Origin of the sequence: Frigoribacterium sp. CFBP 8751 (genome assembly GCF_014841545.1) — a bacterium.
Lineage (GTDB): Bacteria > Actinomycetota > Actinomycetes > Actinomycetales > Microbacteriaceae > Frigoribacterium.
The window spans coordinates 27,575-43,898 of the sequence record NZ_JACYUB010000006.1; the positions used below are offsets into that span (position 1 = coordinate 27,575).

15 protein-coding genes are annotated in these 16,324 nt (G+C 73.3%); 5 read left to right on the plus strand and 10 right to left on the minus strand.

The features are described 5' to 3' along the window. Nucleotides 1-19 precede the first annotated feature (19 nt). From IFT88_RS13775 to IFT88_RS13785, 3 genes are read left to right on the plus strand one after another with little or no spacing between them, the layout of a single operon-like run. A complete protein-coding gene (locus IFT88_RS13775) occupies nt 20-1,171 on the plus strand; it encodes a glycosyltransferase (RefSeq protein WP_199859280.1) in 1,152 nt (383 codons plus the stop codon). 24 nt (nt 1,172-1,195) lie between these two features. Then, a complete protein-coding gene (locus tag IFT88_RS17695; RefSeq protein ID WP_192121229.1) occupies nt 1,196-2,599 on the plus strand; it encodes a polysaccharide biosynthesis tyrosine autokinase in 1,404 nt (467 codons plus the stop codon). Continuing rightward, nucleotides 2,596-3,219 carry an arsenate reductase/protein-tyrosine-phosphatase family protein gene (locus IFT88_RS13785; RefSeq protein WP_192121231.1) on the plus strand — a complete coding sequence of 208 codons (624 nt, stop codon included), beginning with the start codon at nt 2,596-2,598 and terminating at the stop codon, nt 3,217-3,219. The genes IFT88_RS17695 and IFT88_RS13785 overlap by 4 nt, the downstream gene beginning before the upstream one ends. Here IFT88_RS13785 and IFT88_RS13790 read toward each other — a convergent pair. From IFT88_RS13790 to IFT88_RS13810, 5 genes are all read right to left on the minus strand, one after another. Further along, nucleotides 3,179-4,537 carry a hypothetical protein gene (locus IFT88_RS13790; RefSeq protein ID WP_192121233.1) on the minus strand — a complete coding sequence of 453 codons (1,359 nt, stop codon included), beginning with the start codon at nt 4,535-4,537 and terminating at the stop codon, nt 3,179-3,181. The two genes, IFT88_RS13785 and IFT88_RS13790, sit on opposite strands and share 41 nt — an antisense overlap. Then, the gene (locus IFT88_RS13795; RefSeq protein ID WP_192121235.1) at nt 4,534-5,817 is read right to left on the minus strand and encodes a hypothetical protein; all 1,284 of its coding nucleotides are present in this window, start codon (nt 5,815-5,817) and stop codon (nt 4,534-4,536) included. Before IFT88_RS13795 ends, IFT88_RS13790 begins: the two co-directional genes overlap by 4 nt. After that, on the minus strand, nt 5,814-6,980 hold the full coding sequence (locus IFT88_RS13800) for a glycosyltransferase (protein ID WP_192121237.1): 1,167 nt from the start codon (nt 6,978-6,980) through the stop codon (nt 5,814-5,816). Before IFT88_RS13800 ends, IFT88_RS13795 begins: the two co-directional genes overlap by 4 nt. After that, the gene (locus IFT88_RS17700; protein ID WP_192121239.1) at nt 6,977-8,077 is read right to left on the minus strand and encodes a glycosyltransferase; all 1,101 of its coding nucleotides are present in this window, start codon (nt 8,075-8,077) and stop codon (nt 6,977-6,979) included. Before IFT88_RS17700 ends, IFT88_RS13800 begins: the two co-directional genes overlap by 4 nt. 107 nt (nt 8,078-8,184) lie before the next feature. Next, nucleotides 8,185-8,877 carry a TrmH family RNA methyltransferase gene (locus IFT88_RS13810; protein ID WP_192121241.1) on the minus strand — a complete coding sequence of 231 codons (693 nt, stop codon included), beginning with the start codon at nt 8,875-8,877 and terminating at the stop codon, nt 8,185-8,187. Between the two features lie 76 nt (nt 8,878-8,953). Between IFT88_RS13810 and IFT88_RS13815 the strand changes: the two genes are divergently transcribed. Further along, entirely contained in the window at nt 8,954-9,766 is an 813-nt protein-coding gene (locus IFT88_RS13815) for an HAD-IIA family hydrolase (RefSeq protein ID WP_043593128.1), read from the plus strand. A gap of 31 nt (nt 9,767-9,797) precedes the next feature. Here IFT88_RS13815 and IFT88_RS13820 read toward each other — a convergent pair whose 3' ends face one another. Genes IFT88_RS13820 through IFT88_RS13830 form a run of 3 tightly spaced genes read right to left on the minus strand, consistent with a single transcriptional unit; the run spans nt 9,798 to nt 12,830 of the window. Then, entirely contained in the window at nt 9,798-11,978 is a 2,181-nt protein-coding gene (locus tag IFT88_RS13820; protein ID WP_192121242.1) for a hypothetical protein, read from the minus strand. After that, entirely contained in the window at nt 11,975-12,526 is a 552-nt protein-coding gene (pyrE, locus tag IFT88_RS13825; protein WP_043597383.1) for an orotate phosphoribosyltransferase, read from the minus strand. The genes IFT88_RS13820 and pyrE overlap by 4 nt, the downstream gene beginning before the upstream one ends. Before the next feature lie 49 nt (nt 12,527-12,575). After that, nucleotides 12,576-12,830 carry a hypothetical protein gene (locus tag IFT88_RS13830; protein WP_156155631.1) on the minus strand — a complete coding sequence of 85 codons (255 nt, stop codon included), beginning with the start codon at nt 12,828-12,830 and terminating at the stop codon, nt 12,576-12,578. 108 nt (nt 12,831-12,938) lie between these two features. Between IFT88_RS13830 and IFT88_RS13835 the strand changes: the two genes are divergently transcribed. Next, a complete protein-coding gene (locus tag IFT88_RS13835) occupies nt 12,939-13,775 on the plus strand; it encodes an exodeoxyribonuclease III (RefSeq protein WP_043597387.1) in 837 nt (278 codons plus the stop codon). 13 nt (nt 13,776-13,788) lie between these two features. On the opposite strand, the gene IFT88_RS13840 is transcribed toward IFT88_RS13835, so the two are convergent. Next, nucleotides 13,789-15,294: a hypothetical protein gene (locus tag IFT88_RS13840; protein ID WP_192121244.1), complete on the minus strand. Its 1,506-nt coding sequence runs from the start codon at nt 15,292-15,294 to the stop codon at nt 13,789-13,791. Between the two features lie 74 nt (nt 15,295-15,368). Then, complete coding sequence (locus tag IFT88_RS13845) at nt 15,369-16,289, minus strand: AEC family transporter (RefSeq protein WP_043597380.1); 921 nt, start codon at nt 16,287-16,289, stop codon at nt 15,369-15,371. Between the last annotated feature and the right edge of the window lie 35 nt (nt 16,290-16,324).

Consider the following 16,324-nt stretch of genomic DNA (forward strand, 5'->3'; position numbering starts at 1 on the left):
CGATCTCCGAGAGGCCCTCGTGCGACCTCACCGCGCCTTCCGACTGCCCGTCTCCACCGACCGAGCCCCCGCCCTGCTCGCCTACCCCATGCACGGGCAGCACAAGCTGCTGCGCGAGGGCTACCGCACCCGCGACGGCCACCTGATCGAGTGGCTGGGCCACGACCTCGCCGACCGCGGCGGCGTCGCCGTCGTGTCGCGCCCCGAGCCGGCCCTCACGCGGGTCGTCCGACGGCGTCCGCCCGGGCGGCCCGCGACCGGCACCCATCCGGTCGAGACCAGGGTGGCGCGGGTGCCCGACCCGCGCGACCGCCGCCGCTGGTGGGCGACGTCGGCGAGGTCGTACCCGGTGCTGCCCGAATCGGTGGCCGACGTGCCCGCCCTCGTCTGGAACCCCTTCGTCGCCCTCGCCCCGCACGGCGCCAGCCCCTTCGACGGTCGGCGCCGCGTCGTCCTCGACCTGCTCGACGACTGGAGCCGTCACTACGCGTTCGCCGGCGTCCGATCCGCGGTCGACGAGGCGTACGCGGTGGCGTTCGACCGCGCCGACGTCGTCACGGCGAACGGCGCCGGCACGGCCGACCTGGCACGCCGTCACGGCCGCGACGACGTCGTCGAGCTGCCCAACGGCTGCGACCCGCACCGCTTCGACCAGCGGTCGACGGCCATCGGGCCCACGACCGTGGGCTACGTCGGCAAGATCGGACGACGCGTCGACCTCGCGGGAGTCCTCGCGACCGTCGCCGCCCGCCGCGACACGACCTTCGTCTTCGCCGGGCCCGTGCTCGACCGCGAGTACCGGGTGCTCGACCGCGAGCCCAACGTGACGATGACGGGCGACGTCCACTACACGCACGTCCCCGAGCTGCTGCGATCCTTCGACGTCGGGTGGGTCCCGCACCACGTGGGCGAGCGCGAGGTCGGCGGTGACGTGATCAAGACCTACGAGTACCGCGCCGCCGGGCTCCCCGTGCTGAGCACCCCGATCTGCGGCGTCGACCAGAGGGGTCTCGACGGGGTGGTGGTCGAAGACCTCGACCGCCACGCCACCGCCCTCGCCGCCCTGACCAGGGACGGGGCCCGCGTGCCCCGGCGCCCGGCCGCCATCCCGCGCGACGCCACATGGCGCCACAAGGCCGACGTCGTGCTCGCGGCCCTCACCCGGGCCTGACCGCGACCACCTGGAGGAACCCCCGTGGAACTCAGAGCCTTCGTCGCCGTGGTCCGGTCGAGCTGGCAACTCATCGTCGTCCTGGCCATCGGAGCCGTCCTGGTCGGTGCCGTCGCGTCGTTGCTGACGACCAAGACATACTCGTCCCGCACCCAGCTGTTCGTCTCGGTGTCGTCGCTCGGCGCGTCCGACGCCGGCGACCTCGTCCAGGGCAGCAGCGCGGCCCAGGCCAAGGTGCGGTCGTACGTCGACGTCGTCACCTCGGGGCGCGTCCTGCAACCGGTCATCGACGAGTGGCAGCTCGACACCACACCGGCACAGCTCGCCGCACGCATCGAGGCGAGCAGTCCGGTCAACACCTCTCTGATCACGATCCGCGTCACCGACACCGACCCCGCGCGGTCCGCCCGACTCGCGGGCGCGGTGGCGGCGAGCTTCGAGACCGTGGTCGAGGACGAGCTCGAACGGCCCGAGGGCGGCGGCAGCAGCCTGGTCACGGTCGAGACGCTCGACGAGCCCGTCGTCCCCACGACTCCGACCAACCCGCGCCCCGTGCTGTGGATCGGCCTCGCCGCCGCGGTCGGCCTGCTCGGGGGAGTCGTCCTCGCCCTGCTGCGCTCCACCCTCGACACACGCATCCGCGGCAAGGGCGACGTCGAGGCACTCGGCGACACCCCCGTGATCGGTGCCGTCGGATTCCACGCGGACGCCTCGACCACGCCGCTCATCGTCCACGACGAGCCTCGCAGCCCCCTTGCCGAGTCGTTCCGTGCACTGCGGACCAACCTGCAGTTCCTGGCCTTCGAGGGCAGCCGCCGATCGTTCGTCGTCACGTCGGCCATGCCGAGCGAGGGCAAGTCGACGACGGCGGCCAACCTCGCCGTCTGCCTGTCCGAGACGGGGGCGAGCGTGCTGCTCGTCGATGCCGACCTCCGCCGCCCCCGGGTCGCCGAGGTGATGGGCCTCGAAGGAGCGGCCGGCCTGACCGACCTGCTCGTCGGCAGAGCCGAACTCGACGACGTCGTCCAACCGTGGGGGTTCCTCGGACTCCGTGTGCTGCCCTCGGGCAGCGTGCCGCCCAACCCGAGCGAGCTCCTGGGTTCGATGGCGATGGTGAGCCTGCTCACCGAGATCGAAGCCGCGTACGACTTCGTCGTGATCGACTCGCCTCCGCTGCTTCCCGTGACCGACGCCGCCGTGCTCAGCCGGTGTGTGAGCGGTGTCGTCGTGGTCGCCGCGGCACGAAGGTCCACCCGCCACCAGCTGCGCCAGGCACTGACCTCGGTCTCCGAGATCGGCAGCCGCACCCTGGGCGTCGTCCTCACCATGGTCCCGGCGCGGGGGGCCGGCGCCTACGGGTACGGCTCGTACACGGGGTACTTCACGACACAGTCCGCCACCCCCGGGCCCGAAGAACGACACCGATGACGCCTCCCGCACCGACCATCCCGACCCTCGCGACCGTTGCGACCGTCCTGACCGTCTGCACCGGCAATCTCTGCCGCTCGCCCCTCGCCGCGGCCCTCCTCGCCGACGCCCTGCCCGGGGCCGTCCTGCCCGGCGCCTCGACGGGCAGCGCCGGCACCCGGGCCCCCGAGGGTGCGACGCCACCCCGCCCCACCCTCGACCGGGCGCGCGACCTGGGCCTCGACCTCGGACGACACCGGGCCCGGCAGCTCGTCGAAGGCACCCTCGCCGGGACGGGACTCGTGCTGGCCATGGGCCGCGAGCACCGCCGGGCGGTCGTCTCGCTGGTGCCACGCGTCACGCGCGTCACCTTCACCCTGCGAGAGTTCGCGCGGCTGAGCGCGCTCGTCGACCCGGCCCAGGCCGACGACGCCCTGCAGGGCGTGGCCCCCGACGATCGCCTCCGGGTCGCCGTCGCCCTCGTCGCCGCCCGCCGGGGCAGCGGGCCGCTCGTCGGGCCGGAGGACGACGACGTGGTCGACCCGATCGGGCTCGACGCCGCGACCTACGACCTGTCGACCCGCCAGATCGTCGACGCCGTCACGCTGGTGAGCCGCTACCTCGGCCCCGTCGTCGGCTGAGCGTCGACGACTCGACGCGGTCGGGCCGGACGCCGTCGTGCCCGACGTCGTCGGAACGGGCGCCGTGGGGCCGGACGTCGTCGGAACGGGCGCCGTCCGTGCGGGCGAGGGCACAGAACGCGAAGGCGAGCCCCGACATCGAGAACCACACGAGGTAGTCGAAGGAGAAGAGCACGGTCGCCATGACGATCGTCACCGCCGTCCCCGTCCTCGAGGTCCTCGTCAGACCGACGACGAAGACGCCGACCACGAGGACGAGTCCGATCAGGCCGAACGTCGCGAGGGTCGTCACGAGCTGGTTGTCGACCACCGTGAAGCCCTCCTGCGGCAGCAACCCCCGGGCGTAGAGCTCGGGCTCACTGCCGAAGCCGCTGCCGACGAGCGACTCGGTCGGCGGTCGGGTCACCAACCCCGGAACGGCCCGCAGCGCGCCGACGCGGTTCTCGTACGAGCCCGACGCGACCAGGACCGCGACGGCCGACACGACCTCGGAGGCGAGCAGCACGCCGGCCACGACCACCACCGAGACCGACGACACGATCTTGACCGCCCGGTGGCGCAGGTCGGTCGTCAGCACCACGTAGCCGAGCGCCAGCAGAACCGCCGTCAGCACGCTGCGGCTGCCCGACAGCAGGATGCCCGTCGACAGCACGGGCACGACCGCCCACCTCGCCGCGCTCGAGAAGACGCCGCGCTCGGCCACCACGACGACGACGAGACAGACCGCGAGCAGGACCGCGTACGGGATGGGATGGCCCACCGACCCCTCGACCCGCATGAGGTCACCCGGCAGCACCTTGTTGTCGCTGACGAACGACCGGCCGGTCGCGAGCACCTTGTGGCCCCACGGCACGGGCCGGTGGGTGACCGTCAGCTCGACGACGCCGAGGACGACCTGGGCGACCCCGATGCCGACGAGCCCGCGCAGGAACACCCGGACGTCGGCACGGGACGACGTGGCGACCGCCCACGACAGCGTCAGCCCCACGACGGCGAGCTGCGCCATGAAGACGATGGTCGACGGTGCGATGGCGACCACGCAGCCGACGGCCCAGGCGAACCAGGCCAGGGTCCACGTCGAGGCTCGTGCCCGTTCGACGGGCCAGTCACGAGGCGAGAGCAGCGCCGCCGCGGTCACCCCGGCTGCCACGGCGACCGCCGCGCCCCGGACGTCGGCCGGGACCGTCAGCGAACCGGCCGCCGTCAGCAGGCCGAACGCGACGACGAGGGCGACGCCGCGACGACGGTCGGCGGGCACGAGCAGCCCTCCGGCGGCGACGGCGAGGAGTGCGGCAAGGACACCGAGCAGGACGGTCACGTCGGCGGCACCAGGTCGTCGGGCCGCCCGTGGCTGCCGGGGCCGTGGCTGCCGGGGCCGTGGCCACCGGGGCGGTGGGCGACGGCGACGAGTTGCACGACGAGGCCGACGGTCTCGGCGGCGGCGAGCGCGGCGAGTGCCCCCGCGGAACCGGCGCGCTCCCCCAGGACCAGCAGCCCGGGCACGCCGACGGCGGCCGAGCAGGACGCGGCGAGGGTCGTGCACCCGGGGCGGCCGGCGCTGACCAGTGCGAGGCCGGCCCCCCGGGAGGCGCAGACGACCCCCGCGAGGACCCCACCCCACACGGCGAGCGTCGGCGTGACGTCGACCGCGCCGGTGAAGAGCAGCCGACCGACCGAGGGCATGAGGGTGGCGAAGGCGACGCCCACGACGAACCCGAGCACGGCGTTGGCGAGCAGGGACCAGAGGCTGCGTCGGCGGGCGAGGCCGGGCGACGGGTGCCCGACCCAGGTCTGCAGACGGTCGGGCACGGCCGAGACGACCTGCAGCCCCATGCGCAGTGGACGGTCGACGGCCGCGAAGCCGGCCACCGCGCCGGGGGCGACACCGCCCAACATCGCGGAGGGCAACGACTTGTAGGTGGTGGTGACGGCCCGCCCCAGCACCAGGACGCGTTGCTCGCGCAAGGTGGCCGGGACTCCGGCGAAGTCCCGTCGGCGAGGTGGACGCGCGGCGTCGTCGAGCAGACTCGCGAGCGCGAGCGCCGCGACGACCGAGACGATCAGCCCGGAGCCGTACACCTCGAGGGGGGCGCCGTGGACGATCGCGACGGCCGACGCCAGCGACGTGACCACCCGCGGAGACGTCTCGGCCAGCAGCACGACGGCCGGCCGGCCGAGACCGATGAAGAACCAGGCCGGGCTGAGCGCCCCGAGCGACACCCCCACCGCGACGAGCACCGCCGCCGGGCGGTGTTCCACGACGACGAGGCCTGTGACGACCGCCGCCAGCGGCGTGGTCAGTGCGACGGCGACCAGCCTGCTGGCGAGGGCGGCGGCGTAGAGCCGGGACCGGGCGGCGGGCTGCCGGACGACGCGCTGGGGGCCGACGATCCCCCAACCGAGCTCGGCCACGACGGCTGCGGCCACCCCGACCGAGAGCCCGACGGCGATCGCGGCCCAGCCCGCGGCACCTGCCGTCGACGTCACGGCGGGGACGACGGCCAGGGGCGCGGCCGCCCCCACGGCCGGGACGAGCACGTGCAACGCGAGCCGACGCATCTGTCGCGCCGCCCGCGCCACACCCCGTGTGCCGGTCATCGGCCCTCGCGATCGCGGCCCGTGCCCGACCTCGCACCACGCCCGTGGCGAGCCCGGCGGTCGCCCCGCACCAGCGCCATGAGGTGTCCGGCGAGCGGCTGCCACGATGCGGCGACGAGTTCGTCGAGCCGTCGGTGCACGTCGACGTCGGTGGAGGGGGTCGACGGGCGCACGTCGACGAGCGCCTGAGCGAGCGACGAGGCGCACCCCGGCTCGGTCTGGACGAGCGACCCGCCGACCACCGCGGCGAGGGGGGCCAGGGCGGACGACCGCTGCGTGATCACCGAGCGGCCGCAGGCGAGTCCCTGCCAGACCTTGTTGGCGACGACGCCGCGGGCCTTGACGGACGTGCCGAACACCCCGAGGACGACGTCGGCACGGGCGACGTACCCCCTCAGCTCGGACTCGGGCACCGCGCCGACGAACTCGCACCGGACGCCGGGTCCGAGCCCGGCGACGCGGGCCTCGATGCGTCCACGATCGGGTCCGTCACCGACGAAGACCATCGAGACGTCCCGGCGGCCGTCGATCGCCGCGAGCGCGTCGACCACCAGGTCGACCCCGTGCAGGGGCACGTAGCCGCCGTAGTAGAGCACGCGCAGGTCGTCGTGCGGCTCCGGCGGGGGCTGCCATCGGGCCCACCCCGGCGCCCCGACGGCGAGGGGCAGCACGACGGCGGCGGGACGGTGCCGACGGACGAGCTCGGCCGCCCGCGGCTCGGTGTCGGTGAGGACGAGGTGGGCGCAGTGCACGGCGAGCGCGTCGAGCACCGCGAGCCGCAGGGCCCCGGGCGAACGCGGTGACGGACGCCCCCAGTCACCGACGGCCGTCTCGTGCGACAGGACGAAGCAGTCCACCAGGAGGCGCGCGCGACGGAGCGACGCCACCGCGCGCACCACGAGCGCCTGGCTGCTGCGGAACTCCGACAGCACCACGAGGTCGGCCCCTGCCGTCGCACGGCAGAGCGAACGCAGGTCGTGCAGTGCCCGCAGGGGCCGGGCCCCAGCCCTCGAGCGCGGGACGACGCGCACCCGGGCGCCCAGCTGTCCCTCGAGGACCGCGCGGAGACGGGAGTTGCGCGGGTAGGAGGGATCGTGCACGCCGTACTGGACCACGCGGAGCGGTCGACGCCTCGCCGCCGTGACGGCTGCCGCGCGGTTCATCGTGCGGACCCGCCGACGCCGAGCTCGACGAGGCGGTCATGGACGGCGTCGACCGACGCGGTGACGGACGAGCGCGACGCGTTGCCCGCCACGTGGTCGGACATCCGTCGCCGCAGGTCGGCGTCGCCGGCGAGGTCTCGCACCGCCGTGATCCAACGTCCCGTCTCGCCTGTGGGCAGGACGAAGCGTCGGCGCAGCTCGGCGTCGGTCACGAGCAGGGGGGCGGCCCCGTACCGGTCGCCGAGAACGATCGGCAGGCCCGTCGCCGCGGCCTCGACGGCACTGCGACCGAACGCCTCGCGCGAGGCCGTCCCGACGAAGAACCCCGCGCCGTCCCAGAGCTCGGACGCGTCCGTCCAGCCGGGCATCGACACGATCGGGGGCAGCTCGGCGCGCAGCCCCGCTTCGAGCGGCCCCTGGCCGTGCAGGCGCCCCGGCACCCCGGACCTCTCGGCGATGTCCACGAAGGCCCGAGGGCGCTTGTCGACGTCGAGGCGGGCGGCCCAGACCATGGGCACCGACCGTTCCCCGAAGGACGTGCGGGCGGGCAGGCGGATGCCCGCGGGCACGAGATGGGGCCGTCGGACGCGCGCGACGTCGGCCCCGAGCACCTCGGTCGTCGCCCACACGTCGTCGGCTCGGCGGAGCGCGGCCGACTCGACGAACCGGAGGGCCACCCGCCGCGCCGTCGACTGCTCACCGGGCGCGGGCCACGGCAGGCCCCGCACCCAGGCCACCCAGAGCCGGCCCCGCCGGGCGGTCGACCGCGACCAGGCGACGTCGCTCTGGGTCACGAGCGTGACGACGACGTCGGCCCGCGCCACCTCGGGCACGTCGTCGAGCACCTCGCGCACCTCGTCGACGACGGCGCGGCCGTGCCGCGTGATCGTCACCTCCCGGACGCCCGGCGTCTCGATGCGTCGGCCCTGCGCCGTGGGACGCGTGCCGAGCACGGCCCGCCAGTCGAGCCCCCGCGATCGGGCCTCGACGACGAGATCGTGCGTCGAGCGGTAGACGCCGCTGCGGGCCATCAACGGGGCGGCGACGAAGCACACCCGCGTCGGGTCGGACGCGGGTCGCGTGGGAATCGGCGGCACGGGGCGCCCTCGCTTCTGGTCGTGTCACTGCCGACGCCCCCTCCGGCCGCCGACACTCCAGAGTTTATGTGTGACATGTCGGGCGCGTCAACGCAACCGGGCAGGGATCAGAAGCGGTGCCGCAGCACCCAGGCGTGCATCACGACGGCCGCCGCCGCGCTCGCGTTGATGCTGCGCGTCGAGCCGAACTGCGAGATCTCGAGCACCGCCTCCGAGCCCGCGATCGCCTCGGCCGAGAGACCGGGTCCCTCTTGGCCGAACAGCAGCACGCACCGCTCGGGCAGGTCGAAGGTCTCGATCGGCACCGAGCCCTCGACGTTGTCGACCGCGAGGACGGGGAGGCGCTGCTCGCGCGCCCAGGCCAGGAACGTCTCGACGTCGGGGTGGTGCAGCACGTGCTGGTACCGGTCGGTGACCATCGCACCGCGCTTGTTCCACCGCCGTCGGCCGATGATGTGCACCGTGTCGGCGGCGAAGGCGTTCGCGCTGCGGACGATCGACCCGATGTTCATGTCGTGTTGCCAGTTCTCGACGGCGACGTGGAAGGGGTGCCGGTGCGAGTCGATGTCGGCGACGATCGCCTCCATCGTCCAGTACCGGTAGCGGTCGACGACGTTGCGCCGGTCGCCCACGCGGAGCAGCTCGGGGTCCCAGTGGTCGCCGTCCGGCCGGTCGGCCTCGCCACCGGGCCAGGGACCGACGCCGTGCTCGGGCTCGACGGTCGGTTCGGGGTCGTCCGGGCGGTCGGGGCGGGCGCGCCCCTCGGGCTCGAGCGGGGGTCGGTCGTCGTCCTGGGGCACCCGACCAGGGTAGGTGTTCTCCACGGACCCGACCCGCGCCTCCTCAGCTCGCAGAGCACCTCGCTAAGGTGACCGCATGGGTTCACGAGAAGACGTCGAGTGCTGGCTGACCGACATGGACGGCGTGCTCGTCCACGAGAACCACGCGCTGCCCGGTGCCGCCGAGCTGATCCAGCAGTGGCAGGACGAAGGCACGCCCTACCTCGTGCTCACCAACAACTCGATCTTCACGCCACGCGACCTCGCCGCACGGTTGCGCGCCTCGGGGCTGCACGTGCCCGAAGAGCGCATCTGGACGAGCGCGCTCGCCACGGCCGACTTCTGCCGCTCGCAGATGCCCGGCGGCTCGGCCTTCGTCATCGGCGAGGCCGGCATGACGACCGCCCTGCACGAGGCCGGCTTCATCATGACCGAGACGAACCCCGACTACGTCGTCGTGGGCGAGACCCGCAACTACTCGTTCGACTCGATCACCAAGGCCGTCCGACTGATCCTCGGCGGCGCGCGGTTCATCGTGACGAACCCCGACGCGACCGGGCCCAGCGCCGACGGCGTGCTGCCCGCGACGGGCGCGATCGCCGCCATGATCTCGAAGGCCACCAACAAAGAGCCCTACGTGGTCGGCAAGCCCAACCCGATGATGTTCCGCTCGGCGATGAACCGCATCGGCGCCCACAGCGAGAACACCGCCATGATCGGTGACCGGATGGACACCGACATCATGGCCGGCATCGAGGCCGGACTGCACACGATCCTCGTGATGACGGGCATCAGCGACCAGGCCGAGATCGACCGCTACCCGTTCCGGCCCAACGAGATCCTGGCCGGGGTGCACGAGCTGGTGCGCAGCGAACCCGTCGAGTCCGACGTGGTGCCGTCCGAGGCCTAGGGGCCCAGGAGGCGCGGGGCGGGTCGACCCGTCAGCCCGCCACCGCGACGAGGCTCGTCGTCAGGGCCTCTCCGCCGCTGCGGTTGACGAAGCACGAATACGTGCGGTCCCCGGCCGCCCAGGCGTCGGCGTCCGCGGGGAAGCTCGCGAGCAGCTGCACGTCGGGATAGGCCGCGGCGGCCTGGCGGTCGAGGGCGTCCGAGCCCGTGCAGAGCAGGTTCATCTGGCTCTGCAGCACGTCGGTCCCGGGGTACGCGGCCGACGCGTCGCCGTCGAGGCTGCCGAGGCGGGTCAGCTGGGCCACGTGCGGCTGAGCACAGTCGGAGACCTCGTAGTCCTGCTGCCAGGCCGACTCGAAGCTCGAGAAGCACTCGCCGCCCTGCAGGTCGGCGTACGAGTGCGTGCCGGCCGCCAGCGGGCCGGCCGGAGCGACCTCGGCGGCGGGTGCCGCGGGGGCGGCGGTCACGGTGCGGGTCCCGGTCGGCTCCGCCGCCACGGTCGGGTCGGAGCCCAGGTCGTCGGTCGACGCGAAGAGCGAGCGCGAGATGAAGAACAACGCGACCAGCAACAGCACGATCACGAGGCCGGCGCCGACGGCGGCCAGCGTGCGATGCTCGCCGACCCAGTCGGCCAGCCCCGGCCCGCGGGGTGTCGTGGCAGGCTTCTCGTCCACCGGACGGGTCTGCGGCACGAAGACGCCGGCTCCTCCGACCTCACGGCGCGGCCGCTCACCCTCCGGAGCGGCGGTGGTGCTCATCGAGACGCCGGGCAGCACCGGCGTGGCATCGGCCGGGACGTCCACGGCGTCGCGGGCCTCGTCGCGGGCGGACCGAGGAGGCGCGAACAGGGCGGTCGCGGTCGTCACCTCGGCCGCGTCGTCCAGGCCCTCGTCGTCGTCGTCGACGTCTGACGACAGCTCGACGTCGGGCGACGGCTCGACGTCGGGCGACGGCTCGACGTCGAGCAGGGGCACCTCGCCCGAGCCGGACAGGGACCACGCGGCGGGGACGTCCGCCGAGGGCACGGCGTGCTCCGGCTCGTGCAGGGCATCCGCGGGCTGGGTGTCCTCGGCGGAGGCGGAAGGGACGACGCCGAGGATCTCGGTGAAGGTGGGTTCGCGATCGCCACTCGCAGGAGGCGCGGCTTCGGACTGCGGGACGGGCGGCCGCTCGGCGGCGGGGGCGGGCACCGGCACCGAGGGGGCGCCGGGGACGCCGGACGCGACCCCGCCGGTGGCCGCGGCCGCGGCGGCGGCGGCGGCGGCCTCGGCCAGTCGCCGCTCACGCCGGGTCATCTCGTGGTGCTCCTCGACCCACCAGGGTGCCTCGACACCACCCTCGCGGGCCTCGATGGCAGGCTCGGGCTCGATAGCGACATGGAGCTCCGGCTCCGATGCGGGCTCGGGTTTCGGCTCCGGCTCCGGCTCCGGCTCCGGCTCCGGCTCCGGCTCCGGTACAGGCTCCTGCTCCCGCTCCCGCTCCGGTTCCGGTCTCGGCTCGGGCTCGGGCTGCGGCTCCGGCTCGGGCTCGGGCTCGGGCAGAGCGTTCCAGTCGAAGGTCGCAGGTTCGGCCGACTCGGGCCGGGGCGCCGAGATCAGTGCCGTGAACGGCCCCGGCTCGTCGCTGACGTCGGCAGGGTCCCCCACGTCCGCGGGGACCGGCGGCGGAGCGGCGGGATGCCCGTCACCCACAGGCTCCGGGTCGGGCTGCTGCGACTCGGACGGCGCGGGGAGGTCCGGAGTCGGCACGGACGACGGAGGCTGCAACGGTGGCACGGCACCCGTCAGCGCACCGAGGTCGAGGGCCTGGGGGTGGCCCGAGGTCTTCGGCGGAGGCGTCCCCGCCGGGGACTCGGGCACGACGAACGGCAGGGGGGTCGGCGTCGGCGGCTCCCCGGACGAGTCCGACGATGCCTGCCCGACACCCGGGTCGCCCCGGCGCTCGGTTTCGTCGTCGGGTGGGACCTCGACCGCTCGTGTGACCGGCGGCAGGTCGAACGCCTGGGTGGGGACGTCCTCGGGGGCGACGTCGGGAAGACGACCCGCGCCTCCTGACGGGGTGTCGGCCGCGGCGCCGTCTCGCCCGGCCCCGTCGCCGTCGCCGTCGCCGTCGGAGTCGTCGTCCTCGGTGCCGTCGAACTGCGCCGCGAGCCAGTCGCTGGCGTCGTCCCGCCCGGCGTCGTCGCCGTCGTCACCCCGCCGGTCGTCGGTCACGGCTTCAGCCCGAGGTCTTCCAAGCCGATGGCGGCGTAGTAGGGGTAGCCCGCGGCCTCGATCACCTCGCGGGCGCCGGTGCTGCGGTCGACGACCACGGCGACGGCGGCGATCTCGGCCCCCACGGCCTCGAGGGCCTTGGCGGCCGCGAGGGGCGAACCCCCCGTGGTCGAGGTGTCCTCGAGCACGATGACGCGCTTGCCGGCGAGATCGGGCCCCTCGACCTGCTTGCCGCGGCCGTGGTCCTTGGGCTCCTTGCGCACGACGAAGGCGTCGTAGTCCTTGCCCAGGGCGACCCCCTGGTGCAGGACGGCCGCGGCGATCGGGTCGGCGCCCATGGTGAGACCGCCCACCGCGAACACGTCGGGCACCTCGTCGATCAGGTCGACCATGACCCGGCCGATCAGGGGGGCGACGCGGTGGTCGAGGCTGACCTTGCGGAGGTCGATGTAGTACGTCGCCTTCTTGCCGCTGGTCAGCGTGAAGTCGCCGTGGAAGACGGCCTCGGAGCCGATGTAGTCGATGAGCTGCGTGCGTGCGTCGGTCACGGTGACCCATGGTAGAGCAGGCGGCCCGGGAACGCCGGGGCGGGCCGGCTCAGCGACCGCCCCGGGACGACCGGTCGAGCGATCGCGTGGTCAGCCGGTGCAGGTCGGCCCACGTGCCGGGCGGCAGGAAGAAGTCCTCGTAGCGGACGACCGCCGAGCGGGCGAGCCGGGCCACACGGACGTCCACGGAGACCGGGTGACGCTTCGGGTACGTCTCGATGCGAGCAGGGGTGACCCCGTGCGCACGTTCGTACCGGCTGCTCTGGCCCGGTCGGCCCGTTCCCCCTGGCCCCTCATGCGACATGTGTATTTTCTAGCGCGCCCCTTGCCCTTTGGGAAGGGTTTCGATGCCCTTTAGGCAACGACTCGGCAGAGCCGTCCCGTCTCATGCTCGCCCGGTACCGTGGTCGGCATGCGTGTCGCGACCTACAACGTCAACTCCGTCCGGGCTCGAGTGGGCCGGGTCGTCGACTGGCTCGTCCGTGAGGACGTCGACGTCGCGGGCCTGCAAGAGATCAAGTGCAAGCCCGAGCAGTTCCCCTACGACGCCTTCCGCGAAGCGGGCTACGAGGTCGAGCTGCACGGGCTCAGCCAGTGGAACGGCGTCGCGTTCGTCAGCCGCCTCCCGATGGAGGACGTCGAGATCACCTTCCCGTCGCAGCCGGGCTTCGCGAAGGGCCAGGAAGGCCCGGACCAACCCAAGGAGGCGCGCGCGATCGGCGTCACGGTCGAAGGCGTGCGGCTCTGGAGCCTCTACGTCCCGAACGGGCGCGAACTCGCCGACCCGCATTACGCCTACAAACTCGACTGGCTCGCCAAGCTGGCCGCCGAGACCGAGACCTGGCTGGCCGAACGACCCGACCAGCCGCTCGCCCTGATGGGCGACTGGAACGTCGCCCCCCTCGACACCGACGTGTGGGACATGTCGGTCTTCGAGGGTCACACCCACGTCAGCGCGCCCGAGCGGGACGCGTTCTTCCGCTTCGAGGAGGTCGGCCTCACCGACGTGGTCCGCTCACGACTGCCCGAGGGCTACACCTACTGGGACTACAAGCAACTGCGATTCCCGAAGAACGAGGGCATGCGCATCGACTTCGTCCTCGGCTCGAAGCCGTTCGACGATCTCGTCACGTCGGTCGCGATCCATCGCGACGAGCGCAAGGGCGACGCGCCGAGCGACCACGTGCCGGTCGTCGTCGACCTCGATCTCGAGACCGGGCTCGACGACGACCGGCCCATGATCTTCTGAGGCCGACCGGACGTCAGGGCTCGACGTCGAACCCGAACCCTTCGGTGACGACGGTCTCGCCCGTCCACGAGACCTGCGTGAAGGTCAGGTCGTAGCGCGTGCCCTTGGCGAGCCAGCGACGGAACTCCCACCGGCCGTCGGCACCGATCGTCGTGTCGCCGAAGGCCGTGCCCCACTGGTTGGCCCCGTGCAGGGTCGCGAACGGCGTGCCCGTGCCACGGAACGTCGTCATGACGTCTCCGTCGCCGACCGAGCCGCCCGAGAGATCGGGGGTCGTCACGACCAGGTCGGTGAGCACCGGCACCGTGAGGTGCACGACCGCCGAGTCGACGGCCGGCCCGCGGGTCTGGGTGAAGGTGATCTCGTAGCCGGACGAGGTCGGCCCGAGGTTGCGGTCGAAGGCCCACCGGCCGTCGACGCCGACGCGTGCGGACCCCATCGGGGTGTTCCACTGGTTGACCGCGGTGATCCGGGCACCGACGGTGCCGCGTCCCGAGAAGGTCGCCACCCCCGGGCCGTAGGGGGCACCGTCCCGGTGGCTGTCCACCCCCAGGGGCACGAGCGCCGCCGCGTACTCCAGGTTCAGCGGGACCCGCTGAGGGTCGATGTCGCGCCGCGTCTGCGTGACGGTGAGGCGATACCCGTCGAGGGTGGGGACGAGGTCGGCCCCGACCGACCACCGACCCGAGAGGGCGGTCGTCGTGCGGGCGATCTCACCGAGCCGTGCGTCGACGACCGTGACGAGCGCGTTCGGGGCCCCGTGCCCGGCGAAGACCGTGGGCCCGGCCGAGTAGAGCTGCCCGTCGACGTGGCTGCCGACCGAGAGCTCGACGGACCCCGCGTAGAACAACTCGAGGGCCTGCTGGTCACTCTCGGCCCCGAGCGTCTGCCTGAAGACGAGCTCGTACGACCGGGTGGTGGGCCCGAGGTTGCGGGTGAAGGCCCAGCGGCCGTTGACGGCGACGGTGGCTCGCCCCATCTCGACACCCCACTGGTTGGTCGCGACGACGGTGGCCGTGGGGGTGCCCGAGCCGAAGAACGTGGCGGGACCGGCCTCGTACGACTCGCCGTCCACATGGCTGAGCACCTCGAGGGGCGAGGTCAGCGCGGCGACCCCGGACTCGGCGGTCTGCAAGGCCTCGGTCGCGGCCCCGGTCTCGGCACCGGTCTCGATCCCGGTCTCGGCGCCGGTCTCGGCACCGGTCTCGACGGGGGCTTCGGGTGGGGCCGACGCGGGCGGCTCGGACGAGGGCGACGGGCTCGGAGTCGCTGCGTCCGAGGGCGGCGGAGTCGGATCGTCCGCCGGTGACGGGACCCGCGCCTCCTGCCCCTCGGGGGTCGACGGCGACTCGGAGGTCGACGGGGACTCGGAGGTCGACGGCGACTCGGAGGTCGACGGCGACTCGGGCGCGACGGGGCCGGCGACGGCGGCCGTCGCCGGGAGGTGCGCGGTCAGGACGAGGGCAGCCGACAGGACGGCACCCGTAAGGACGCGTGCCGGCGGTGGGATCGATATCAAGGGAGCACCTTTCGTGGAAAGTGAGCCCTCAGGGTGTCATTAAAAACGAGTGATGTGAAGTTTCGGTGGTCACATCAGGCGAGCAGGGCCGCGACCACCACGAGCACCGGCACCGACAGCACGGTCGTGGCGAGCACCGTGTCGCGAGCCACGACCACACCCGTCTGGTAGCGCTGGGCGTAGTTGAAGACGTTCTGGGCCGACGGCAGTCCGGCGAGCACGACCGCGACGAACAACTCGTCGCGGCCGAAGTCGAACACGAACGCGCCGAGCAGCCAGGCGGTGACGGGCATCACGACGAGCTTCAGCACGACGGCGACCACGATGTCGGCACGCCCCTGACCGGCCTGGAACGGCTTCGACCCGTACAGGGACATGCCGAAGGACAGCAGGACGACGGGGACCGCGGCCCCGCCCACCAGCTCGAAGGGCTCGCGGACGGCCTGCGGGATCTCGAGGCCGGTGACCGCGACGACGACGCCGAGGGCGGACCCGATCAGCAGGGGGTTCGTGAACGGGCGCGCGATCGTCCGGCCGATGCTGCTGCCGCGGTTCGTCACGGTGTCCATGACGGCGAGCACGATCGGCGTGAGCACGAGCAGCTGGTAGAGCAGCACCGGAGCGACGAAGGTGGCGCTGCCCAGCACGTAGGTGGCGACCGGCAGGCCGATGTTGTTGGCGTTGACGTACGCGCCACCCATCGTGCCGATGGCCGTCTCGGCGGCGCTGCGCCTGAGCACGAGTTTGAGCACCACGACCGAGAGGACGGCCGCGACGAGCGACGCGATGGCCGACACCACCAGGAGGCGCGAGAACAGCACGTGGACGTCGGCCTGCGAGATGGTGGAGAACAGCAGGCAGGGCGTCAGGACGAAGAAGACCAGGCGCGAGAGCACCCGGTGGCCGGACTCCCCGAGCAGATCGATGCGACCGACGACGTACCCGGTCACGATGATCACACCGATGATCGCGAACCCGATCAGCACTCCACCCATGGGTCCATCCTGTCGCACGCCCGGGGCCCTGCCCA

What these genes read in the sequence shown, in the direction of transcription:
- IFT88_RS13830 (WP_156155631.1), bottom strand. Translation starts at nt 12,830, where the DNA reads ATGTCGCATGAGGGGCCAGGGGGAACGGGCCGACCGGGCCAGAGCAGC.
- IFT88_RS13785 (WP_192121231.1), top strand. Translation starts at nt 2,596, where the DNA reads ATGACGCCTCCCGCACCGACCATCCCGACCCTCGCGACCGTTGCGACC.
- IFT88_RS13835 (WP_043597387.1), top strand. Translation starts at nt 12,939, where the DNA reads ATGCGTGTCGCGACCTACAACGTCAACTCCGTCCGGGCTCGAGTGGGC.
- IFT88_RS13800 (WP_192121237.1), bottom strand. Translation starts at nt 6,980, where the DNA reads ATGAACCGCGCGGCAGCCGTCACGGCGGCGAGGCGTCGACCGCTCCGC.
- IFT88_RS13795 (WP_192121235.1), bottom strand. Translation starts at nt 5,817, where the DNA reads ATGACCGGCACACGGGGTGTGGCGCGGGCGGCGCGACAGATGCGTCGG.
- IFT88_RS13815 (WP_043593128.1), top strand. Translation starts at nt 8,954, where the DNA reads ATGGGTTCACGAGAAGACGTCGAGTGCTGGCTGACCGACATGGACGGC.
- IFT88_RS13845 (WP_043597380.1), bottom strand. Translation starts at nt 16,289, where the DNA reads ATGGGTGGAGTGCTGATCGGGTTCGCGATCATCGGTGTGATCATCGTG.